The following is a 21,813-nucleotide window of genomic DNA, read 5'->3' as shown; positions in this document are numbered from 1 at the left end:
TTTCATATCCTCATGGGTTGGGTGCTGCGGCTTGAGGCTGATCTTCAGCAAGCCGAGCTCTGACGAAGCGAAACAATACGTGTAGCGAAAGACCGGCGAGCGACAGGAAGGCGATGATGGCGGCGACGAAGAATGCATCGCCATAGGCGAGCATGTTCGCCTCGCGGCTCACCTGCGCGCCAAGCAGCGCTAGCCCCTCTCCCTTCAGAAGAGCGCTGTCGCCGATGACCTTGCCATAGGAGGATGAAAGTTGGCTGACGCGCTCGGCCACATGCGGATCGGTCAAAAGCACCCGCTCGGTCAAGACGGCGGAATGGAATTTCTCGCGAATGATGATCAGCGTGCCGTAGAAGGCCGAGCCGATGAGACCGCCGATGCTCTGCGTGAAGGTGAAGACGACGAAAAAGGTCACGAGATAGGGCGGCCCCTTGCTCAGTGCCGCCTTGAAGCCTTGCGACATGGATGGCGGCAGGAAGAGTGCCGCGCCGGCCGCCATCAGCGCCTGGCTGAGATACATCTGCTCCGGCCGCGTCAGGTTCGTCACCTGCGAATCCATGAGGGCGCCTACCCCCATCAGGATCAGCGCAACGAACTGGATCTGCCAGCCGAACCCATAGACCATGAAGACCGTACAGATGAGCCCGCCGATCACCGAAAAGGCCAGAATGATCCAGTACAGCATGGAAAGCTGATCATAGAGAAGGCCGACGGCGTTCTGATAGAAGGTCATGATGACGGAGGTCTGCTCGGCGGCGATCAGGCGGAAGATCAGCAGGATTGCCGTCAGGTGCAGAATTTCGGGCTGCAGAAGCCAGCGAACGTCGATGAGCGGCGTCGGTCGGCGCAGCTCGACGACAATGGCAATGGTCAGGGACGCTATGCCGATCGCCAGCACGACGCCGAGCCACGGCACTTCCAGCCACCAGTAGAGGCGTCCGACGGACAGAATGATCGCCAGACAGCCGAATCCGATGGCCACGAGCAGATAGCTGAAGATATCCCCGAGAACGATGACCTTGACACGCGGCGGCGGCGTCAGCGGCAGGAGATAGATGATCGGCATGACCAGCAGCGCCAACGCCATTTCCAGCGTATAGAGGCCGCGCCACTCGCCATAGTCGAGCAGCGAAGGCGATACGAGGCGGGTGATGGGGGCAGCCAGCAGCGTGTTCGTCATCGCCAGGCTGACGCCGACGGTCATCTTCTTGGCCGGCTCGAAGGCTTCGAGCATGTAGAGGAAACCAAGCGTCGAAAGCGGCGCGCCGGCTATGCCGCTCAGGAAGCGGACGACGATTGCCGAATGCAGATCTGAAACGAAGAGATTGAGCAGCGAGGCGACGATGAAGCCGAGAATGCTCACCTCCGCGAAATTGCGCACGCCATATTGCATCCGGATCTTGACCAGCGCGATGGCGAGACTGACGTTCGGCGCCATGTAGGCGGCCGAAAGCCATGCCGATTCCGTCGTCGTTGCGGCAATTGTGCCCTGGATCTGGGTGAGATTGGCAAAGGCGAGGTTGAGCCCCAGGCCCTGCGTCAGGAAGAACATCACGGACGCCGCTATATAGAACGGCACCTTCCACCCCGGCATGGGCGGCGCAACAGGAGGAACGGTGGTGCTTTCCGCTTCGGAAACGAGGCTCGGCTCACCGCTCATGCACTACCTCATGACTTGCCCACATTCTGAAGATTGGCAGTCATGGCGCGGATAACCTTGAGCGCCATGCCGATATCCTCGTCCGAAATCCCCTCCAAGATATCCGCACGCACACCGGTGGCAAGAGCCTCGACCTCGGCAGCAACGACTTTTCCGGATTCGGTCATGAATATCTGCTTGGCGCGACGGTCTGATGGCACGGGGCGCCGCTCGATGAAGCTCTGCGCCTCCATGGCATCGAGAATGCGCACGAGCGTCGGCGTTTCAAGCTCAAGTTCGTCGGCAAGTTCGCGCTGGTTGATACCATCACGACGCGAGAGCTTATGAAAAACCCTTGCCCGCGCAAGGGTCATTCCATGCTCGCGAACAAGCGCGTCAAATGCAGCTCTCAACTTACGATTGAAAGAGGAAAGATCGTCGAACAGCTCTCGTCTTGATGGCGCACCAGACATTTATTGCAACTTTATACTATTAGCAGCCTACCCTATTTACAGGCAATAGCCGGATTTTCTTATCTTTTCAAGCATCATAGCCGCGAAAGCTGATGCAAATAGCGAAATACCCGGCTAAAATGCCCCCGAATGGCTTGCATATGTGATTCGTGTGTCGGTCCTATCGTTGCAAAGTGGCGACAAGGGATTTTTAAGTGGCGGAAGCTTGTCCTGTGGACGAGTGGAACAATGTTGATAGCGCCGCCGAATTTGCTCTCATTCACCAATGCGACCCACTTGTGCAGTTGACCATGACAGCGGTTCATCGCAAACCATTCGATACTCCAAAGTACGAAGAGATGGAAAATGAACGAAGCGCCGCGCAAGCTCGCCGCCATTGCTCCCGCCGACCAGCACTATCGCGAAGCGCCTAACAATATCGAGGCGGAACAGGCTCTGCTCGGCGCCATCCTTGTCAACAACGATGCCTATTATCGTGTCTCCGACTTCCTGAAGCCCGTCCATCTGTACGAGCCGCTGCATAGAAAGATCTTCGAGGTCGCCGGCGACATCATCCGCATGGGCAAGACCGCCAATCCGGTGACCATCAAGAGCTTCGTGCCGGCGGACGAGAAGGTCGGCGACATGACGGTGGCGCAGTATCTGGCGCGGCTTGCCGTCGAGGCCGTATCCATCATCAACGCCGAGGACTATGGCCGCGCCATCTACGATCTGGCGCTGCGCCGCGCGCTGATCACCATTGGCGAAGACATGGTCAACATCGCCTATGACGCACCGCTCGACATGCCGCCGCAGACGCAGATCGAGGATACCGAACGGCGCCTGTTCGAACTCGCCGAGAACGGCCGTTACGATGGCGGCTTCCAGGCCTTCAACGACGCCGTGGCGCTGGCGATCGACATGGCGGCCGTCGCCAAGGAGCGCGATGGCGGCCTTTCGGGCATATCCACGGGCATTCATTCGCTCGATAGCAAGATGGGCGGCCTGCAGCGCTCCGACTTGATCATCCTCGCCGGCCGTCCCGGCATGGGCAAGACCTCGCTTGCCACCAACATCGCCTACAACATCGCCGCTTCCTTCGAAGGCGAAGTCCAGGCAGACGGCTCCACCAAGGCGAAGAATGGCGGTGTCGTCGGCTTCTACTCGCTGGAAATGTCGTCGGAACAGCTCGCCACCCGTATCATCTCCGAGCAGACGGAAGTCTCCTCCTCGAAGATCCGCCGCGGCGATATCAACGACGCGGATTTCGAGAAGCTGGTGGCATGCTCGATGATGATGCAGAAGGTACCTCTCTACATCGACCAGACCGGTGGTATCTCCATCGCCCAGCTGTCGGCGCGTGCACGGCGCCTGAAGCGGCAGCGCGGCCTCGATGTGCTCGTGGTCGACTACGTTCAGCTGATGACCGGCTCGGGAAAATCAAACGAGAACCGCGTCCAGGAAATCACCCAGATCACCACCGGCCTGAAGGCGCTCGGCAAGGAACTCAACGTTCCGATCGTCGCGCTCTCCCAGCTCTCGCGCGCCGTCGAAAGCCGCGAAGACAAGCGGCCGCAGCTTTCCGACCTTCGCGAATCCGGCTCGATCGAGCAGGACGCCGACGTGGTGCTCTTCGTGTTCCGCGAGGAATATTACGTCAAGAATGCCGAGCCGCGCGATATCAACGATCCGAAATATGCGGAATGGGAAGCCCAGTTCGAGCGCGTGAAGGGAACCGCCGACGTCATCATCGCCAAGCAGCGCCACGGACCCACAGGCACTGTGAGGCTCGCGTTCCAGTCGGAATTCACCCGCTTTGCCGACCTCGCCGATTCCTCCTTCATTCAGTATGAAGAGCATTGATAAAGCTGTGTGGCGGCGCATATGCGCGTCGCGGCACTTTTTCTTTTCATCGATGATCACTATCCTGGCCGGAGCCAAATCATCTCCGGCCATTTCCTTGTTCAGGCGGTCCCATGACAGATAGTTTCGACGACAATGACGCTTTCGCTGCTGCCGGCCTGCGGCTGACGGTTGATCTCGGTGCGCTCGTTGAAAACTGGCGTGACCTGGCTCACCGGTCAGGCAGAGCCCGCTCCGCCGCCGTCGTCAAGGCGGATGCCTATGGGCTCGGCATCGAGGATATAGGCGAAACCCTTTATGCGGCCGGCGCCCGGGATTTCTTCGTCGCCACCGCCGACGAAGGCGCTTCGTTGCGGCTCTATGCGCCGGAGGCACGTATCTTCGTGCTCTGCGGCATCTGGCCAGGCATGGAGCGGATATTCTTCGAAAACGACCTCGTTCCCGTCATCGCCTCCGAGGAGCAACTGACCTTCTGGATGTCGGTTCTATCAGACTATGGCGACTATCCTTGCGCGCTGCAGGTCGACACCGGCTTCAATCGGTTGGGCCTGCCAATGGAAGACGCGCTGGCGCTGGCCGACGACGTCTCACGTCCCGCGAGCTTCGCGCCGGTACTGGTCATGAGCCACCTCGCCTGCGGCGACGATCCCTCGAATGCGATGAACCGGCAGCAACTGGAGGCCTTCCGCAAGGTCAGCGCGGCCTTCGAGGGGATTGAGGCGAGCCTCGCCAATTCGGCCGGCATCTTCCTCGGGCCGGAATATCATTTCGATCTGACCCGACCCGGCATCGCCACCTATGGCGGCGAGGCAGTGCCCGGCATAGCCAATCCGATGCGCCCGGTGGCGACGGCCGAAGCCCGGATCATCCAGACCCGCTCCGTGAGAGCCGGTGAAACGGTGGGCTACGGCCGCGCGCTGCAGCTGACGCGCGAGAGCCGGCTGGCGATCGTCTCGGCCGGCTACGCCGATGGCTATATGCGCAGCCAGTCGAGCGCCGGCGTGCCGCTGCGCCAGACGGGTATAGCCGGTGGTCACGGCTATATCGCCGGGCACAAGGTCCCGGTTGCCGGCCGCATCACCATGGATCTCACCATCTTCGACGTGACCGACCTTCCGGAAAACCTGGTCCGCGCCGGCGACTATATCGAGCTTTTCGGTAACAACGTTCTGCTGGACGATGCGGCCAGAGCTGCCGGCACGATCGGCTATGAGATGCTGACCAGCATGGGGCTGCGGCACGAGCGGCGGTATATCTCTGAGGAGACCGAGGAATAGCCCCGTCTTCCCGTTTTCCTCTTTCAGGACGGAAAGCCGCCAAGCGCTTTTCCCGGAAACGCTTCTAGCGCGCACTGATCGCCAGGCGCACGCCAAGAGCGACGAAGAGCGTTCCCAACCCACGATCGAGCCACAGCCCGAGGCTGCGATTGCGCCGCAGTGCCTCGCTCAAACGGCCGCCGAGAAGGATGAGTGGCGGCTCGATGAAGGCGGCCACGACGATGATCAGGCTGCCATGCAGCAGGAGTTGCGCCCAGACCGGCCCCGCGCCCTCGACGACGAACTGCGGCAGGAAGGCGAGAAAGAAGATCGCAACCTTCGGATTGAGCAGCGAGACCAGAATGCCCTGCCGGTAGATGCGGCCTGAGGATAGAGTCTTGCCCGCCTCCTTGATCCAGGCGCCCTCACCTTTCGAACGCAGCGCCTGGATGCCGAGCCAGATCAGATAGGCGGCACCGATCCATTTGACTGCCGAGAAGGCAATCGCGGAAGCTGCCAGGATCGCCGACAGTCCCGCCGCCGCCATCAACACGTGCAGGCAGGCGCCGCTCCATATGCCGAACAGCGCCGCGAAACCCGAACGCATGCCGCTTCGGATCGTGTAACCGAGAATGAAGGCGATATCCGGCCCCGGCGACAGATTGAGCAGGGTTGCAGCAGTCAGAAAGGCGATCCAGTGGGCAATCGAATAGTCGAACATCGGTCATCATCCATAAAAAGGCTGGCATAAAAGCTGCCACGATCACCGTTGATACGGAAATCATTAGTTTTGATAGGCCGCGAAAGACATTATCTGACAGCTGATCGCGATTCGCTTCGAAGAGCGGAGCAATAGAATTTTGAGAACAGCATCCGATGGCCAAGGCCCGTACACAATTCATCTGCCAGAACTGCGGCACGATCCATAATCGCTGGGCCGGCAAGTGCGATAGCTGCGGTGCCTGGAACACCATCGTCGAGGAAGATCCCATGGGCGGGATCGGCGGCGGTCCGGCAAAGACGCCGCGCAAGGGCCGGCCCGTGACGCTGACCTCGCTTTCGGGCGAGATCGAGGAAGCGCCTCGTATCTACACCGGCATCTCCGAACTCGACCGCGCCACGGGCGGCGGTTTCGTCCGCGGCTCAGCTGTTCTCGTCGGTGGCGATCCCGGTATCGGCAAATCGACCTTGCTGATGCAGGCAGCGGCGGCGCTTGCCCGCAAGGGCCACAAGGTCGTCTACGTCTCGGGCGAAGAAGCCGTGGCACAGGTTCGACTGCGGGCTCAACGGCTGCAGGCGGCCGATACCGACGTCATGCTGGCGGCGGAAACCAACGTCGAGGACATCCTGGCGACGCTGGCCGAGGGCAAGAGGCCCGATCTCGTCATTATCGATTCCATTCAGACGCTGTGGAGCGAACTTGCCGAGTCCGCTCCCGGCACCGTCACGCAGGTGCGAACCGGCGTTCAGGCGATGATCCGCTTTGCCAAGCAGACCGGCGCCGCGATGGTGCTGGTGGGCCACGTCACCAAGGATGGCCAGATCGCCGGTCCGCGCGTGGTCGAGCACATGGTCGATGCCGTCCTCTATTTCGAGGGTGATCGCGGCCATCACTACCGCATCCTGCGTACCGTCAAGAATCGTTTCGGCCCGACCGATGAGATCGGCGTCTTCGAAATGTCCGACAAAGGGCTGCGCGACGTTGCCAATCCGTCAGAACTTTTCCTCGGCGAGCGCAATTCCAAATCACCGGGTGCTGCCGTTTTCGCCGGCATGGAAGGTACCAGACCGCTGCTGGTCGAAGTGCAGGCATTGGTCGCCGCAACCTCACTCGGTACACCCCGGCGAGCCGTGATCGGCTGGGATTCGGCGCGGCTATCGATGATTCTCGCAGTGCTCGAGGCACATTGCGGCGTTCGCCTCGGCCAACACGATGTCTACCTCAATGTCGCCGGAGGTTACCGCATTTCTGAGCCGGCTGCCGACCTTGCCGTCGCCTCTGCACTGGTTTCCTCTCTGGCCGGTCTTGCCCTTCCCTCCGATTGCGTCTATTTCGGCGAAGTCAGCCTGTCGGGCGCCGTCCGGCCGGTTGCGCACACTGGCCAGCGTCTCAAGGAAGCCGAGAAGCTGGGATTTTCCGCGGCCGTTCTGCCTGCCGCTTCCGCCGACCTGCCAAAGGTCAATGGCGGACGCTGGAGCGAGGTTGAAAGCCTACCGGATCTGGTGGCGCGCATAGCCGGATCGAAGGGCGCGCTCAAGCGTGCGGAAGATGAAGACTGAGCCTTACTTCAGCCGTCCTTGACGTAGAAGAGGCTCTTGACTGAGGCCGATGCCCGCCACACGGCGTGGCAAGTCTTGAAGTGGATTATACATGCCCATTACGATTTTCGACGGTATTGTTATCGGCGTTCTTCTATTCTCCGCCGTTCTGGCCATGGTCCGCGGGTTTTCCCGCGAAATTCTTTCGATTGTTAGCTGGGGCGGCTCGGCCGTCGCCGCTTACTATCTCTATCCCCTGCTGCTTCCCTATGCGCTGCAATACAAGGCCGACACCAAGATCGCCACGATCGCCTCGGCCGGTGTCATCTTCCTGCTGGCGCTGATCATCATTTCCTTCATCACCATCCGCATCGCAGACTTCATTATCGACAGCCGCATCGGCGCGCTCGACCGGACGCTGGGCTTCCTGTTCGGCGCAGCTCGCGGTCTGTTGCTGATGGTCGTCGTGGTGGCCTTCTGGAACTGGCTCGTCGCACCTGCCGCCCGTCCGGACTGGGTCAACAATGCCAAGTCGAAGCCATTCCTCGATTCGATGGTCGAAAAGCTGAAGTCGGCGCTTCCTGACAACGTTCAGGCGATGCTGCCGCCCGAGATCATCAACAAGATCGCACCCAATCAGCAACAGCAGACGCAGCCTCAGCAAGGTGGCGATAACGGTACGACAAACGATACCGCGCCCCCCGACGATGCGCCCGCACCGCAGACAAACAATTGACAATACGTTTACAGGCTTGACCCGCAGCGCGATAATCGCCATGTGAGCGGCAAGAAATCAGAAAATCCGGCCCGATATGTTTTCCGGCCGGATTTTCAGCTATTGTAGTATCAGTCGTGACGCCGCCCGATCCGCCCACGTTGAGAGCAAAGGCCAGCAGCCATGAACCATTCCCTTTCCATCGAGAATGATATCGACGGCGACACGCTGCACGAGGAATGCGGTGTATTCGGCATTCTGGGGCACCCCGATGCGTCGACGCTGACGGCGCTCGGCCTGCATGCCCTTCAGCATCGCGGTCAGGAAGCGGCCGGCATCGTCTCCTTCGACGGCCAGCGCTTTCATTCGGAGCGGCGCATGGGTCTCGTCGGCGATCACTATACCGATCCTGCCACGCTTGCCCGCCTGCCCGGCGACCGCTCCATGGGCCATGTGCGTTACTCGACGACGGGCGAAACCATCCTTCGCAACGTGCAGCCGCTGTTCGCCGAGCTGGAAGTCGGCGGTATCGCCATCGCTCACAACGGCAATTTCACCAACGGCCTGACGATGCGCCGGCAGTTGATCGCTGACGGCGCCATCTGTCAGTCGACATCCGACACCGAAGTCGTTCTCCATCTCATTGCCCGCTCCAAGCAGGCCTCCTCTTCCGACCGCTTCATCGATGCCATCAGGCAGATGGAAGGCGGCTACTCGATGCTGGCCATGACGCGCACCAAGCTGATCGCGGCGCGCGACCCGATCGGCATCCGGCCGCTTGTTATGGGCGAGCTCGACGGCAAGCCGATCTTCTGCTCGGAAACCTGCGCTCTCGATATTATCGGCGCAAAATATGTCCGCGACGTTGAAAATGGCGAAGTCATCATCTGCGAGATTCAGCCCGACGGTTCGATCACCATCGACGCCCGCAAGCCTGAGGTGACCAAGCCCGAGCGGCTCTGCCTGTTCGAATATGTCTATTTCGCCCGTCCCGATTCCGTCGTCGGCGGCCGCAACGTCTATGTCGCTCGCCGCAACATGGGCATCAATCTTGCCAAGGAATCCCCTGTCGAAGCCGACGTCGTCGTGCCCGTGCCGGATGGCGGCACGCCGGCTGCCATTGGCTATGCGCAGGAAAGCGGCATTCCCTTCGAGCTCGGCATCATCCGCAACCACTATGTCGGCCGTACCTTCATCGAGCCGACGCAGCAGATCCGCGCTTTCGGCGTCAAGCTGAAGCATTCCGCCAATCGTGCCATCATCGAAGGCAAGCGCGTCATCCTCGTGGATGATTCCATCGTGCGCGGCACGACCTCGGTGAAGATCGTGCAGATGATCCGTGAAGCCGGCGCCCGCGAAGTGCATATCCGCGTCGCCAGCCCGATGATCTTCTATCCGGACTTCTACGGCATCGACACGCCGGACGCCGAAAAGCTGCTCGCCAACCAGTATGGCAGCCTCAAGGCCATGTGCGATTTCATCGGCGCCGATTCGCTGGAATTCCTGTCGATCGATGGGCTCTACCGGGCTGTCGGTGGCGAACCGCGCGACAATGCGCAGCCGCAGTTCACCGATCACTATTTCACCGGTGACTATCCGACTCGCCTGCTCGACAGGGAAAGCACCAGCAACGTGCGCAAGCTCTCCATGCTCGCCAGCAACGGCTGACCTTCGGTAACGGCTGACAAGGGGCGCTTCTCGCCCCTTTCCTTCCCACAGCATTCGGATCAAGACAGCATGAGCGTCAACCTCAAGGACAAGATCGCCCTCGTTACTGGCGCGTCGCGCGGTATCGGCTATTTCACGGCACTCGAACTGGCCAAGGCCGGAGCGCATGTGATCGCCTGCGCCCGCACGGTCGGCGGGCTTGAAGAGCTTGACGACGCCATCAAGGCTGCCGGGGGCTCTGCGACGCTCGTGCCTTTCGATCTTGCCGACATGAACGCCATCGACGCGCTCGGCGGCTCGATCTTCGAACGTTGGGGCAAGCTCGATATCCTCGTCGCCAATGCCGGCGTGCTCGGCGTCATCTCGCCGATCGGCCATATCGAGGCGAAGGTGTTCGAGAAGGTGATGACCGTCAACGTCACCGCCACCTGGCGGCTGATCCGCTCCGTCGAGCCGCTGCTGATGCGCTCCGATGCCGGACGCGCCGTGATCCTTTCTTCGGCCGCAGCCCACCGCTGCCGGCCCTTCTGGGGCGCCTATTCCGCCTCCAAGGCCGCCGTCGAGGCGCTGGCACGCACCTGGGCCGGTGAAACCCAGAGCACGCCGCTACGCATCACCAGCGTCGATCCGGGCGCGACCCGCACCGCCATGCGCGCCCAGGCCATGCCGGGCGAAGATCCCGATACGCTGCCGCATCCCCGCGAAGTCGCTCAGGCAATCCTGCCGCTCGCGGGCGCCGATGTCACCGAAACCGGCAAGCTCTTCGTCGTGCGCGAGAACAAGCTCGTCGACTACCGGATGCCGGAATAGGCCCTCATGCTTGAGAAGGAAGTCTGGACAGAGGAAGACTTCGACATCATGGGCTGGCACGACAACCGGCTCTATTCCTTTTCGATGCCAAACGAGAAATTCGAGCTTGCGCTCGATATCGATTATATTTTCAAATGGGAAAAGTCAGGCGACCAGTATTTGGGCTTTTGGGTTTCGGCCTCTGACATTGCCTTCCACAATGTCAGCGATTTTAAAATTCAAATCGAGCAAGGGCAGGCTCTTTTATGCTTCATTATGGGCCTGACACGAAAAAATTCCCACTTATCGCCCAATGGAAAATGCCTGCTTTGGGACTACGAGATTGAACTCGATACGGGGGTGATCTCGTTCACGTCCACTGGCTTTACTCAAAAATTGCGGCACCAGCCTATCTTTTCGAAATCTCAGGATTTGAATAATCGGTAGTCTTTGGATAGGCGAATGCATTAAGCCATGGTCCGCCGACATGTCGCTTGTATCCCTCTTGACCAATCATCGTTGTCGCGCGATAAAGCCTGCCATGAAAACGGTTATCTGCATTATCTGCCGGAAAATTATTCGCTAGCGCTTCGCTGGTCTGGCCGTTTTCGTCTCCCAAAATCCAAGATGACAAACGTTCCGGCCGGCCGGTGACGATTTTTTTCGGATCTATGCCTTTGGGAGAGTGAAATGGGCGCCGAGCCGCAACTGAAATTCTACAACACGCTGACGCGCGAAAAAGTCGATTTCCAGCCGATCGACCGCGACAATGTCCGCATGTATGTCTGCGGCCCCACGGTCTATGACTTCGCCCATATCGGCAATGCCCGCCCGGCCATCGTCTTCGATGTGCTGTTCCGGCTGCTGCGGCAGGTCTATGGCGAGAGCCACGTCACCTATGTCCGCAACATCACCGATCTCGACGACAAGATCAACGCGCGTGCGCTGCGCGACCAACCTGGCCTGCCGCTGAACGAGGCGATCCGGCTGGTGACAGAAAAGACTGAACGGCAGTACCGCGAGGATACCGCGGCGCTCGGTTGCCTTGAGCCGACGGTGCAGCCGCGGGCGACCGACAGTATCGCTGAGATGATTGTGATCATCGAGAAGCTGATCGCCAAGGGTCATGCCTATCGGGCTGGTGGCGAAGTGCTGTTCGATACGAAGTCGATGGCCGATTACGGCCAGCTTTCGAAGCGCAATCTCGACGAGCAGCAGGCGGGCGCCCGCATCGCGGTCGACGAACACAAGAAGAGCCCCGGCGACTTCGTGTTGTGGAAGCTCTCCGATGCACACGAACCCGGCTGGGAAAGCCCCTGGGGTCGTGGCCGTCCGGGCTGGCACATCGAGTGCTCGGCGATGAGCGGCCGCTATCTCGGCGATGTCTTCGATATTCATGGCGGTGGGCTCGACCTGATCTTCCCACACCATGAGAACGAAATCGCCCAGTCGCGTTGCGCGCACGGCACGCACACGATGGCGAACGTCTGGATGCACAACGGCTTCGTGCAGCTCGAAGGCCGCAAGATGTCGAAATCGGAAGGCAACTTCGTCACCATCCATGAGCTGCTGCAGACGGACAAGCTGGGTGGCCGGACGTGGCCCGGCGACGTGCTGAGGCTCGCCATGCTGATGACGCATTATCGCGAGCCGATCGACTTCTCCGTCAAGCGTCTGGAGGAGGCCGAACGGCTGCTCGCCAAATGGCCGGCAGCGGATATCAGCGATGCGGCGCCGGATGCGACGGTTGTCGCCGCCCTTGCCGACGACGTCAACACCGTCACAGCGGTGCAGGCGCTGCATGCGCTGGCGCAGGCCGCCAATGCCGATGCCAGCCTCCTGCCCGTCTTCGCGGCAAGCGCCAGCCTGCTCGGCCTCTTGCCGAAGAAGGCGGAAGTCGATGAAGCGGTTGCTTCCGATATCGATGCCAAGGTGCGCCAGCGCCTTGAGCTACTGAAGGCGAAGAATTTTGCCGAGGCCGACAAGCTCCGCGATGCACTTTTGGCAGAAGGCATTCAGCTGAAGGACGGCAAGGATGCTGCGACGGGCGAGCGGACTACGACTTGGGAGGTCAAGCGGTGAGTGCATATACCCCCCTCTGTCACTTTCGTGACATCTCCCCCACAAGGGGGGAGATTGGGGGAAGCTTGCCGCATGTCCTCATACAATCATTAGGCTTGGCCTCCGCAGGTTCTATCTCCACTTGGGCCGAACGAGTGCCAGGGGTTAACAATCTCCCCCCTTGTGGGGGAGATGTCACGAAAGTGACAGAGTGGGGTACCTTGCCGCATACTCCAGTCCCACCAAAAATCCGCAGTAATGCCCGCCGCATGCGCAAGGTCATGACCGACGCGGAGCTACGTCTCTGGAATGAATTGCGCGCCCATCGCCTCATGGGTCTCAGCTTCCGCCGGCAATTGCCGATTGCCGGTTATATCGTCGATTTTGCCTGCCCGACCGAGAAGCTGATTGTCGAAGTCGACGGCTCCCAGCACGCCAACGATCGCGATCAGACGTATGACCGGGTCCGCACCCTTCGCCTTCAAGCAGACGGCTGGACTGTTCTGCGCTTCTGGAACGACGATGTCCTGAAGGATATCGACAATGTCTGCATGCATATCCTCACCGTTTTAGGAAAGGATCAGGCATGACTGTTCTTACCTACACCGGTGGCTGTCAATGTGGTGCGGTTCGCTTCAGGGTACGGGGCGAGCTGAAGGATGCATCGATCTGTCATTGTCGCATGTGCCAGAAGGCCTTCGGTGCCTATTACGCGCCGCTGGTTTCGACGCGCGGCGCCGAGCTTGTCTGGACACGCGGGGAGCGGAAGACATTCCAGTCTTCCAGCCACGTCAGGCGCGGCTTCTGCGGGGATTGCGGCACGCCGCTGACCTATGAGGCGCCGGATGGCGTGGCGGTGGCGGCCGGGGCATTCGATGATCCCTCGCAGCTGCCGCCTGTTGTGCAGTATGGCACCGAAGCCAGGATCGATTTCGTTGATCGGCTGCATCTGCTGCCAGGACGCCGGACGGAAGACGATGCCGAGCAGGCACCCTTCGTGCTCGAGCTTGTCTCATACCAGCATCCGGATCACGATACCGCAGCATGGCCCGCGGAGACCGGTAAATGACGATGTCGGCAGGATATAGCGGGGGATGCCAATGCGGTGCGGTCCGATATCGTGCCGTCGGCGCGCCCGGCTATCCGCATCTCTGCCATTGTCGCATGTGTCAGAAAGCATCGGGCAACTATGCCTTGCCACTTGGGAGCGCCAGGCGCGCCGATTTCGAGATGACACGCGGCGAGCCCTCGTGGTTTCACTCGTCCGATCTCGTGCGCCGTGGTTTTTGCGGCACCTGCGGCACGCCGCTGTTCTACGATATTCCCGGCACGGATTTCATCAATGTGACGCTTGGGTCTCTCGACGAGCCGATGGCTGTCCAGCCGGTCGCCCAATCGAACCGCGGGACAAAGATGCCGTGGTTTCAGGCGCTGGATGAGCTGCCGATGGAACCGGATGAAGATGGCACCGATCGCGCCGTGTCGATCCGGCTGTCCAATCATCAACATCCCGATCACGATACCTCAACCTGGCCACAGGAGAAGCGCCATGACTGAAGTCAACAGAAGCGGAGGATGCCAATGCGGCGCAGTGCGGTTTCGCATTCGCGGCGAGCTTGGCCGCCCGTCGATCTGCCATTGCCGCATGTGCCAGAAGCAGTTCGGCAGCTTCTTCTCCGCCCTCGTCACGGCACCGGGCGACAGCCTGGAATGGACGCGTGGCGAACCGACCTATTTTCAGTCCTCCATCAATATCGAGCGCGGCTTCTGCAAGGATTGCGGCACGCCGATGACCTATCGCCATCCCGGTGGCCTGGAAATCGCCATCGGCGCTTTCGACGAGCGTGACGATCTCGCCCCGCAGATCCAGGTGAACCACGCCTCGCGCCTCCCCTGGGTCGAGACCATCTTCGAAAAGCCGGTGCATCAGGATCCTGATTTCTATGCTCAGCAGGAGCGGATCATCTCCTTCCAGCATCCCGATCACGATACCGACGTCTGGCCTGCCCAGGGACTGAAAATATGACGGAAATCCTGCGGACGCTCTATCCGGAAATCGAACCCTATGCGACCGGCCATCTCGATGTCGGCGATGGGCATGTGATCTATTGGGAACGCGTGGGAACGCCCGGCGCCAAGCCGGCAGTGTTCCTGCATGGCGGCCCGGGCGGCGGCAGCTCGCCGAACCATCGCCGCCAGTTCGATCCGGCGCTTTATGACGTGACCCTGTTCGATCAGCGCGGCTGCGGGCGCTCGACACCGCATGCCGGTCTGGAGGCCAACACGACCTGGCATCTGGTCGCCGATATCGAGCGACTGCGAGAGATGGCAGATGTGGAAAAATGGCTTGTTTTCGGCGGCTCCTGGGGTTCGACGCTGGCGCTCGCCTATTCCGAAACGCACCCGGAGCGGGTTTCGGAACTGGTCGTGCGCGGCATCTACACGCTGACGCGGGCTGAACTCGACTGGTACTATCAGTTCGGCGTTTCCGAGATGTTTCCCGACAAGTGGGAGCGTTTCGTCGCGCCGATCCCGGCCGACGAGCGCCATGAGATGATGGCGGCCTACCATCGCCTGCTGACGCATCCGGACAAGGCCGCTCGCCTGGAGGCCGCCAAGGCATGGTCGATCTGGGAAGGCGAGACAATCACCCTGCTGCCCGAACCATCCGTCAGCAGCCAGTTCGAGGATGCGGAATACGCGCATGCCTTCGCCCGCATCGAGAACCATTTCTTCGTCAATGCCGGCTGGCTCGAAGAAGGCCAGCTTCTGCGCGATGCGCATAAGCTCAAGGACATTCCCGGCGTCATCGTCCATGGCCGTTACGACATGCCCTGCCCGGCAAAATATGCCTGGGCGCTGCACAAGGCTTGGCCGAGGGCGGAATTTCATCTGATCGAGGGTGCGGGCCATGCCGCTTCGGAGCCGGGCATTCTCGATCAACTGATCCGGGCGACGGATAGGTTTGCCGGGAAGGCCTGACCTCGCAAGGCCTCTCACCCCAGCCCTCTCCCCGCCAGCAGGGAGAGGGAGCGACTGAGCAAGAACAAACCGGTTCGCCGGAGGAAACAGTATGACGCGCGAAAAAATCTATCTCTTCGACACGACGCTCCGCGATGGCCAGCAGACGCCCGGCATCGATTTTTCCGTCGAGGACAAGATTGCCATTGCGACCATGCTGGACGAGTTCGGTCTGGATTATGTCGAGGGCGGCTATCCCGGCGCCAACCCGACCGATACGGCCTTTTTCGAGGAGAAGCGGACGAAATCGGCTACCTTCGTCGCCTTCGGCATGACCAAACGCGCCGGCATTTCCGCCTCCAACGATCCTGGCCTTGCGAGCCTCTTGCAGGCGAAAGCCGATGCGATCTGTTTCGTGGCGAAGAGCTGGGACTATCATGTCAAAGTCGCGCTCGGCTGTACCAACGAGGAAAACCTCGAAAGCATCGCCGAGAGCGTCAAGGCCGCCATCGGCGCCGGCAAGGAAGCCCTTGTCGACTGCGAGCATTTCTTCGACGGCTACAAGGCCAATCCGACCTATGCGCTTGCCTGCGCCAAGACGGCTTATGATGCCGGCGCCCGTTGGGTGGTGCTCTGCGACACCAATGGCGGCACGCAGCCGCCGGAAATCCGCGCTATCGTTGAAGCCGTCATTGCCTGCGGCGTTCCCGGGCACTGTCTTGGGATCCATGCCCATAACGATACCGGTCAGGCCGTCGCCAATTCACTGGCCGCGGTCGAAGCCGGCGTGCGGCAGATCCAAGGCACGTTGAACGGTATCGGCGAGCGCTGCGGCAATGCCAATCTGGTGACGTTGATCCCGACGCTGGCTTTGAAACGGGCCTATAGCGAACGCTTCGAAACGACGATCGATAGCGAGCGGCTGCTGGGCTTGACCGGCCTTTCGCATGCCTTTGACGAACTGCTGAACCGTTCGCCCGATCATCAAGCCCCCTATGTCGGCGCCTCTGCCTTCGCGACCAAGGCCGGCATCCATGCCTCCGCCTTGCTCAAGGACCCGCGCACCTATGAGCATATTCCGCCTGAGACCGTCGGTAATTTCCGCAAGGTCATGGTGTCCGATCAGGGTGGCAAGTCGAACTTTATCAATGCGTTGAAGCGCCGTGGCATCGAAGTGGGCAAGGACGATCCCAAGCTCGACCAGCTGATCCAGATCGTCAAGGAACGCGAAGCCACCGGCTATGCCTATGAAGGCGCGGATGCCAGCTTCGAGCTGCTGGCGCGCCGCACGCTCGGCACCATCCCCGAGTTCTTCGCGATCGACGGCTTCCGTGTCATGGTCGAGCGCCGTTTCGATTCCCACGGCCGGGTGAAGATCGTCTCCGAAGCGGTGGTCAAGATCATCATTGATGGCGAGACCATCATGTCGGTCGCCGAAGGCGATGGCCCGGTCAACGCACTCGACCTGGCGCTGCGCAAGAATTTCGGCAAATACCAGCACGAAATCGACGATCTGGAACTGGCCGACTTCAAGGTGCGTATCCTCAATGGCGGCACGGAGGCCATAACCCGCGTGCTCATCGAATCCACCGATAGCGACGGCGTGCGCTGGTGGACGGTCGGCGTTTCGGAAAACATCATCGACGCCTCGTTCCAGGCGCTGGTGGATTCCGTCATCTACAAGCTGATGAAGAACCGGCATATGGCGGGCAGGATTGCGGCGGAGTGATCCGCTGTCTATCAAAAAGCTTGACGATGCCGTCAAGGAAATGAATTAGCCATGCGTTACGCATTGGAGTAATCCCGTCTCAAATAACAAGGAATGACGGGAAAAATCATGACCACCGATGCGGTCAAGCCGGAAATCAAGAACAACGACGCTGTCCGCGGCTTCGGCTTCGCGATGACGGCCTACCTCTTTTGGGGCATTCTACCGCTCTACATGAAGGCCCTTGCGCATATCCCGGCTTTCGAGGTGATCGCCCATCGCATCTTCTGGTCGGTTCCGGTTGCCGGCGCCGTCTTGCTGGCACTCGGCCGCATGGGGGACGTGAAGGTGGCGCTGCGCAATCCGCGCACGGTTGCCATGGCCTCGCTGACGGCAACGCTGGTCACGATCAACTGGGGAACCTATGTCTGGGCGATCGGCGCCGGCCATTCGCTTGATGCAGCCCTTGGTTATTTCATCAATCCGCTCTTCAGCATCGCGCTCGGCGCCATCCTGCTAAAGGAAAAACTTGCGCCGACCCAGATCGTCGCGATCTGCCTTGCGGCCATTGCCGTGATCATCCTGACCGTAAAAGCCGGCACGCTCCCCTGGGTCGCACTGTCGCTCACCTTCTCCTGGGGCTTCTACGCGTTTTTCCGCAAGACTTTGCCCGTTGGGGCCAATCAGGGCTTCTTCATTGAGGTGCTGCTGCTCTGCATTCCCGCAACGCTCTACATTCTTTACCTGGAAGCGCGCGGCGAAGGCCATTTCTACCAGACAGGCCTCTCGGACACCGCGCTTTTGCTCGGATGCGGGCTGGTGACGGCGCTGCCGCTGATGATCTTTGCCAACGGCGCGAAGCTTTTGAGAATGTCGACCATCGGCATCATGCAGTACATCGTGCCCACAATGGTCTTCCTGATCGCCGTCTTCCTGTTCAAGGAGCCCTTCGGCACGACGCAGATGATCGCCTTCTCGCTGATCTGGGCCGGGCTTGTGCTTTACAGCTGGTCGATGCTGCGTCAGAGCAGAGAGCGCTAAAGCTTAACTTGACGGCTGAGCCGCACACGCATCAACCGCACACCAGGCAGTTTAGCTAGCGGTCGGAGTTGAAGCGTAAGGGGCTTTGCTACCTGTTTCACTGTAGCGCTGCGCGAATTCGATGCACTCGTTCAAGCTATCGCGAAGCCTAATGGCCGTCTCAATATCGAAGTTGATATAGTTTTTGACGTCACCCTCAAGCCCAGCGTAGCTATCAGGCTGCATCTTGACGCCTATCAGAACATCGGATTTGTCGAGTAGTTCCTTGACACGCCACTCGAAAGACGAAGATCTGGATGTTCCGCTTTCCGATCTAGTCGCAAGGATGACATCGCCGCCAACGACGTTAAATGGTTTAACGCCCGATAATAACGCCCTGAAAGCCGGCCACATATTCTATCGCCCATATCCAATCGAGACTGAGCCGCATAATACCTTATTGCCACAACCCAACAAGCGGTCAGGTCTATCCAAAATTACAGCTTGGAAATAACTGCCTCTTCGCCGCTGCGGTCGCCGCGCGTTTCGGCGGCGTGCTTGCGGATGGCCGGAATAATGTCGGCCACCTTGTCGATCAGCAGTGGCTGTACGCGATGGGGAGTGTGAATGAAGCCTTCTTCCGTCATGTGGCGGATGAGCTCCATCATCGGATCCCAGAAACCGTTGATATTGGCAAAGATCATCGGCTTTTCGTGACGGCCGAGCTGACCCCACGTCATGATCTCGACGATCTCCTCCAGCGTGCCGATGCCGCCCGGTAGTGCCACGAAGGCATCCGACCGTTCAAACATGCCATGTTTGCGCTCATGCATGTCCGAGGTTATGATCAGCTCATCCAGTTGACCGAGCGAATGGCGCGTCGCTTCCATGTCGACAAGAAATTCCGGAATGATGCCGGTGACCTGACCGCCATGCGAAAGCACGCCGCTTGCGACCGCGCCCATGATGCCCTTGGTTCCACCGCCATAGACTAGGCGCAAACCGTTCTCGGCTATGCTTTTGCCCAGCTCCCGGCCTGCGGTCATGTAGGAAGAATCACGCCCCGGCCTGGAGCCGCAATAGACGCAGATGGATCGAATTGGCGTGGAATCGTCGGTCATGGATGCAAACAACAATGCTGCGAATGCTCAGTCAAGATTTTTCGACGGAAAACTTGTGCCCGGGCATGCGAAAATGGCTGAGAAAGCTTGTAAAAGCAGGCGAAATCGCTAGCAATTTCAGGAGTTGCGACGACTGCGCCGCGTGGAGATGAATGATGATGAAGAACCGTGCCGGTTGGCTGGCTCTGTTGGTGCTGATAATTGCGACCATCCTTATGGTCTTTTTCGTAATGCCGCGCATCAACGGCAACAAGAACCCAATCGGCGATGTCGTCAATCAAGCCAGCAACACGGTGAAGAACACCATCGACGAAAATGCGCAGAAGGCTGGCGAGACCGCGAAGACGACGGCCCAGGCAACACAGAATGCTGTGTCCAGCGCCGTCAACACGGCCGATCTTGCCAAGAAGCTGACCGATCTGACCGGCGCTGCGGCGACATCGCTCGTCGACCTCAAGGGGCTATTCAAGGATGGCGCCGCGCCAAGCCAGGATATTGTCGCAGCCGCGAAGACGAAGACGATCACGGCGCTTCAATCGATCGTCGGCTTTGCGCTTCCTGAAGGCATCGACGCGACAACGACCGGCCTCATCAAAAAGGCCCAGGATGGCGCGGGCAAGGCAGTCGCCATCATCCAGTCGCTTCCGGATAACGCCGCTGAAGCCAGCGCCGCGATCGACAAGGCACTGGCGGCACTGACCGGCCAGCCGGCACCGCAGACCGAGGCGGCCGCAAAGTCTCCGGTCCCGTCCTTCGACGTGCTACGCGTGGAGCCGGATGGTTCCACCGTCATCGCCGGCTCGGCCGAGCCGAACGCCAAGCTTGAGATTGTCGACGGTGAAAAAGTCGTCACGACGACCAATGTTGGCCCCAGTGGCGACTTTGCTGCCGTGCTCGACAACCCACTGCCGCCCGGCGACCATGAACTGGTGCTGCGCGCCACGGGCAAGGATGGCAAGACCGTCAATTCCGAAGAGGTCGCAACCGTCTCCGTGCCGAAGGACGATTCGACCCAGCTTCTCGCCATGGTTTCAAAGCCCGGCACCGCCAGCCGCATCATCGCGGCGCCCTCGGCCAAGCAGGGTCGCGTGAACACCGCGGAGCAGAATGCACCGGCAGCCAATACCCAGAGCAATACCGCAACGCCCCCCGACGCCAAGCCACAGCAGGATGGCACGGTCGTCGCATCGGCCAACCCTGCTGCCGGCACGACGACCCCGCCGGCGGCAAAGACCGACGCTGAGCTCGAAGTCATGGTCAACGCGGTCGAAATCGAAAACGACCATATCTTCGTTGCCGGCACCACGAAGCCGAACGCCAAGGTGCGCGCCTATGCCGACGACAAGCTGATCGGCGAAATTGCTGCCGGCGCAGACGGCCATTTCGTTGTCGATGGCGCGATGCCGCTTGCGGTTGGCGACCACAAGATCCGTGTCGACGTGCTTGACGAGGCAGGCAAGGTCGTGGTGCGCACCAGCGTCAACTTCACCCGCCCGGAAGGCAATCAGGTAACCGTTGCCGCACAGACGCCGGCTGCGACCGGCGCCCAGTCGCAATCGACGGCGGCGAACATGGTGCCGCTCGATGAGGGCGAACTCGCCAAGCTGAAGGAAGGCGCCGGCAAGGCTTTCGCGCTGTTGAAGGGTCTCTTTACGGACGGCAAGCAGCCGAATGCGGAACAGCTTGCCGCCGCCCGCTCCGGCACCGAGATCGCGCTGAAATCGCTTTCGGAATTCCGGCCGTCGATCAGCGCCAGCGCCAGCCTGAAAAAGATTGCTTCCGATGCATCGGCCGCCGCCCTCAAGGCGCTTGGCGTATTGCAGGCCCTTCCGAAGGACCCGAAGTCGGTCGGCGATGCGCTGCCCAGTCTCGAACGGATGATCGCCGCCATCACCGCCCCCGCGCAGACAGCGCCGGCACAGCCGAATGCGGAGGTCTCGTCCAGCGAGAACGGCCCGAAGACGCTGGAGCAGGCACCGCTTTCGCAGGACACCAGTGCGGTCATCATCCGTCGCGGCGATACGCTGTGGCAGATTTCGCGCCGCATCTATGGCGCTGGCGTGCGCTACACGACGATCTATCTGGCCAACGAGGACAAGATCAACAATCCGGACCGGATCCTGCCGGGACAGGTGTTCGGCCTGCCGAAGGACGCGCTGCCCAATGCCGAAGAGCTTCACCGCAAGCGGCTTTCGGGCGAACATCTCTAGGCTGATCGCCGTCACTCGATAACGACATTCATTGGCCGGGCGCCACCAACGCCCGGCCAATGCTTTTATGCGTCATAAAAATAGTATAAGCGTC

Annotated in this window: 20 protein-coding genes; 16 read left to right on the top strand and 4 right to left on the bottom strand. The window is 60.3% G+C overall.

The features are described from left to right. Positions 1–10: 10 nt before the first annotated feature. Both A6U86_RS02140 and A6U86_RS02135 read right to left on the bottom strand, forming a co-directional pair. Positions 11–1,657: an MFS transporter gene (locus tag A6U86_RS02140; protein ID WP_068385652.1), complete on the bottom strand. Its 1,647-nt coding sequence runs from the start codon at positions 1,655–1,657 to the stop codon at positions 11–13. Positions 1,658–1,665: 8 nt separating this feature from the next. Then, positions 1,666–2,109: a MarR family winged helix-turn-helix transcriptional regulator gene (locus A6U86_RS02135; protein ID WP_068385651.1), complete on the bottom strand. Its 444-nt coding sequence runs from the start codon at positions 2,107–2,109 to the stop codon at positions 1,666–1,668. 345 nt (positions 2,110–2,454) lie between these two features. On the opposite strand from A6U86_RS02135, the gene A6U86_RS02130 reads away from it, so the two are divergent. Then, complete coding sequence (locus A6U86_RS02130) at positions 2,455–3,951, top strand: replicative DNA helicase (RefSeq protein ID WP_068385650.1); 1,497 nt, start codon at positions 2,455–2,457, stop codon at positions 3,949–3,951. Positions 3,952–4,064: 113 nt separating this feature from the next. After that, complete coding sequence (gene alr, locus A6U86_RS02125; RefSeq protein WP_068385648.1) at positions 4,065–5,228, top strand: alanine racemase; 1,164 nt, start codon at positions 4,065–4,067, stop codon at positions 5,226–5,228. Positions 5,229–5,292: 64 nt separating this feature from the next. On the opposite strand, the gene A6U86_RS02120 is transcribed toward alr, so the two are convergent. Next, positions 5,293–5,928: a LysE family translocator gene (locus tag A6U86_RS02120; RefSeq protein WP_068385645.1), complete on the bottom strand. Its 636-nt coding sequence runs from the start codon at positions 5,926–5,928 to the stop codon at positions 5,293–5,295. A gap of 155 nt (positions 5,929–6,083) precedes the next feature. On the opposite strand from A6U86_RS02120, the gene radA reads away from it, so the two are divergent. From radA to rarD, 13 genes are all read left to right on the top strand, one after another. Continuing rightward, entirely contained in the window at positions 6,084–7,487 is a 1,404-nt protein-coding gene (radA, locus tag A6U86_RS02115) for a DNA repair protein RadA (protein WP_068385642.1), read from the top strand. A gap of 91 nt (positions 7,488–7,578) precedes the next feature. After that, positions 7,579–8,202 (top strand): CvpA family protein, encoded by a 624-nt coding sequence (locus tag A6U86_RS02110; RefSeq protein ID WP_068385638.1) that lies wholly within the window; start codon positions 7,579–7,581, stop codon positions 8,200–8,202. Between the two features lie 162 nt (positions 8,203–8,364). After that, the gene (gene purF, locus A6U86_RS02105; protein ID WP_068385636.1) at positions 8,365–9,849 is read left to right on the top strand and encodes an amidophosphoribosyltransferase; all 1,485 of its coding nucleotides are present in this window, start codon (positions 8,365–8,367) and stop codon (positions 9,847–9,849) included. 69 nt (positions 9,850–9,918) lie between these two features. Next, entirely contained in the window at positions 9,919–10,659 is a 741-nt protein-coding gene (locus A6U86_RS02100) for an SDR family NAD(P)-dependent oxidoreductase (protein WP_068385634.1), read from the top strand. 6 nt (positions 10,660–10,665) lie between these two features. Beyond that, positions 10,666–11,085 (top strand): hypothetical protein, encoded by a 420-nt coding sequence (locus A6U86_RS02095; protein ID WP_068385632.1) that lies wholly within the window; start codon positions 10,666–10,668, stop codon positions 11,083–11,085. A gap of 243 nt (positions 11,086–11,328) precedes the next feature. Continuing rightward, the gene (gene cysS / locus A6U86_RS02090; RefSeq protein ID WP_068385630.1) at positions 11,329–12,720 is read left to right on the top strand and encodes a cysteine--tRNA ligase; all 1,392 of its coding nucleotides are present in this window, start codon (positions 11,329–11,331) and stop codon (positions 12,718–12,720) included. 200 nt (positions 12,721–12,920) lie between these two features. Beyond that, positions 12,921–13,289 (top strand): endonuclease domain-containing protein, encoded by a 369-nt coding sequence (locus A6U86_RS02085; protein ID WP_083196708.1) that lies wholly within the window; start codon positions 12,921–12,923, stop codon positions 13,287–13,289. After that, complete coding sequence (locus tag A6U86_RS02080; RefSeq protein WP_068385628.1) at positions 13,286–13,768, top strand: GFA family protein; 483 nt, start codon at positions 13,286–13,288, stop codon at positions 13,766–13,768. Before A6U86_RS02085 ends, A6U86_RS02080 begins: the two co-directional genes overlap by 4 nt. Next, positions 13,765–14,256 carry a GFA family protein gene (locus A6U86_RS02075; protein ID WP_068385627.1) on the top strand — a complete coding sequence of 164 codons (492 nt, stop codon included), beginning with the start codon at positions 13,765–13,767 and terminating at the stop codon, positions 14,254–14,256. The genes A6U86_RS02080 and A6U86_RS02075 overlap by 4 nt, the downstream gene beginning before the upstream one ends. Then, positions 14,249–14,725: a GFA family protein gene (locus A6U86_RS02070; protein WP_068385625.1), complete on the top strand. Its 477-nt coding sequence runs from the start codon at positions 14,249–14,251 to the stop codon at positions 14,723–14,725. Before A6U86_RS02075 ends, A6U86_RS02070 begins: the two co-directional genes overlap by 8 nt. Beyond that, positions 14,722–15,681, top strand: coding sequence for a prolyl aminopeptidase (pip, locus tag A6U86_RS02065; protein ID WP_068385623.1), 960 nt, complete (start codon positions 14,722–14,724; stop codon positions 15,679–15,681). The genes A6U86_RS02070 and pip overlap by 4 nt, the downstream gene beginning before the upstream one ends. Before the next feature lie 91 nt (positions 15,682–15,772). After that, positions 15,773–17,389, top strand: coding sequence for a citramalate synthase (gene cimA, locus A6U86_RS02060; RefSeq protein WP_068385621.1), 1,617 nt, complete (start codon positions 15,773–15,775; stop codon positions 17,387–17,389). Between the two features lie 108 nt (positions 17,390–17,497). Next, the gene (gene rarD, locus A6U86_RS02055) at positions 17,498–18,409 is read left to right on the top strand and encodes an EamA family transporter RarD (protein WP_068387705.1); all 912 of its coding nucleotides are present in this window, start codon (positions 17,498–17,500) and stop codon (positions 18,407–18,409) included. A 476-nt stretch (positions 18,410–18,885) separates the two neighbouring features. On the opposite strand, the gene A6U86_RS02045 is transcribed toward rarD, so the two are convergent. After that, entirely contained in the window at positions 18,886–19,509 is a 624-nt protein-coding gene (locus A6U86_RS02045) for a TIGR00730 family Rossman fold protein (RefSeq protein WP_068385617.1), read from the bottom strand. Positions 19,510–19,664: 155 nt separating this feature from the next. On the opposite strand from A6U86_RS02045, the gene A6U86_RS02040 reads away from it, so the two are divergent. Further along, entirely contained in the window at positions 19,665–21,719 is a 2,055-nt protein-coding gene (locus A6U86_RS02040; RefSeq protein WP_068387702.1) for a LysM peptidoglycan-binding domain-containing protein, read from the top strand. Positions 21,720–21,813: the final 94 nt, after the last annotated feature.

The organism is Rhizobium sp. AC27/96 (genome assembly GCF_001692325.1).
Classification (GTDB): Bacteria; Pseudomonadota; Alphaproteobacteria; order Rhizobiales; family Rhizobiaceae; genus Rhizobium.
Note: the sequence above shows the minus strand (reverse complement) of the source record. Positions and strands in the feature narration are given on the sequence as shown.

What these genes read in the sequence shown, in the direction of transcription:
- A6U86_RS02140 (WP_068385652.1), bottom strand. Translation starts at nt 1,657, where the DNA reads ATGAGCGGTGAGCCGAGCCTCGTTTCCGAAGCGGAAAGCACCACCGTT.
- A6U86_RS02135 (WP_068385651.1), bottom strand. Translation starts at nt 2,109, where the DNA reads ATGTCTGGTGCGCCATCAAGACGAGAGCTGTTCGACGATCTTTCCTCT.
- A6U86_RS02130 (WP_068385650.1), top strand. Translation starts at nt 2,455, where the DNA reads ATGAACGAAGCGCCGCGCAAGCTCGCCGCCATTGCTCCCGCCGACCAG.
- alr (WP_068385648.1), top strand. Translation starts at nt 4,065, where the DNA reads ATGACAGATAGTTTCGACGACAATGACGCTTTCGCTGCTGCCGGCCTG.
- A6U86_RS02120 (WP_068385645.1), bottom strand. Translation starts at nt 5,928, where the DNA reads ATGTTCGACTATTCGATTGCCCACTGGATCGCCTTTCTGACTGCTGCA.
- radA (WP_068385642.1), top strand. Translation starts at nt 6,084, where the DNA reads ATGGCCAAGGCCCGTACACAATTCATCTGCCAGAACTGCGGCACGATC.
- A6U86_RS02110 (WP_068385638.1), top strand. Translation starts at nt 7,579, where the DNA reads ATGCCCATTACGATTTTCGACGGTATTGTTATCGGCGTTCTTCTATTC.
- purF (WP_068385636.1), top strand. Translation starts at nt 8,365, where the DNA reads ATGAACCATTCCCTTTCCATCGAGAATGATATCGACGGCGACACGCTG.
- A6U86_RS02100 (WP_068385634.1), top strand. Translation starts at nt 9,919, where the DNA reads ATGAGCGTCAACCTCAAGGACAAGATCGCCCTCGTTACTGGCGCGTCG.
- A6U86_RS02095 (WP_068385632.1), top strand. Translation starts at nt 10,666, where the DNA reads ATGCTTGAGAAGGAAGTCTGGACAGAGGAAGACTTCGACATCATGGGC.
- cysS (WP_068385630.1), top strand. Translation starts at nt 11,329, where the DNA reads ATGGGCGCCGAGCCGCAACTGAAATTCTACAACACGCTGACGCGCGAA.
- A6U86_RS02080 (WP_068385628.1), top strand. Translation starts at nt 13,286, where the DNA reads ATGACTGTTCTTACCTACACCGGTGGCTGTCAATGTGGTGCGGTTCGC.
- A6U86_RS02075 (WP_068385627.1), top strand. Translation starts at nt 13,765, where the DNA reads ATGACGATGTCGGCAGGATATAGCGGGGGATGCCAATGCGGTGCGGTC.
- A6U86_RS02070 (WP_068385625.1), top strand. Translation starts at nt 14,249, where the DNA reads ATGACTGAAGTCAACAGAAGCGGAGGATGCCAATGCGGCGCAGTGCGG.
- pip (WP_068385623.1), top strand. Translation starts at nt 14,722, where the DNA reads ATGACGGAAATCCTGCGGACGCTCTATCCGGAAATCGAACCCTATGCG.
- cimA (WP_068385621.1), top strand. Translation starts at nt 15,773, where the DNA reads ATGACGCGCGAAAAAATCTATCTCTTCGACACGACGCTCCGCGATGGC.
- rarD (WP_068387705.1), top strand. Translation starts at nt 17,498, where the DNA reads ATGACCACCGATGCGGTCAAGCCGGAAATCAAGAACAACGACGCTGTC.
- A6U86_RS02045 (WP_068385617.1), bottom strand. Translation starts at nt 19,509, where the DNA reads ATGACCGACGATTCCACGCCAATTCGATCCATCTGCGTCTATTGCGGC.
- A6U86_RS02040 (WP_068387702.1), top strand. Translation starts at nt 19,665, where the DNA reads ATGATGAAGAACCGTGCCGGTTGGCTGGCTCTGTTGGTGCTGATAATT.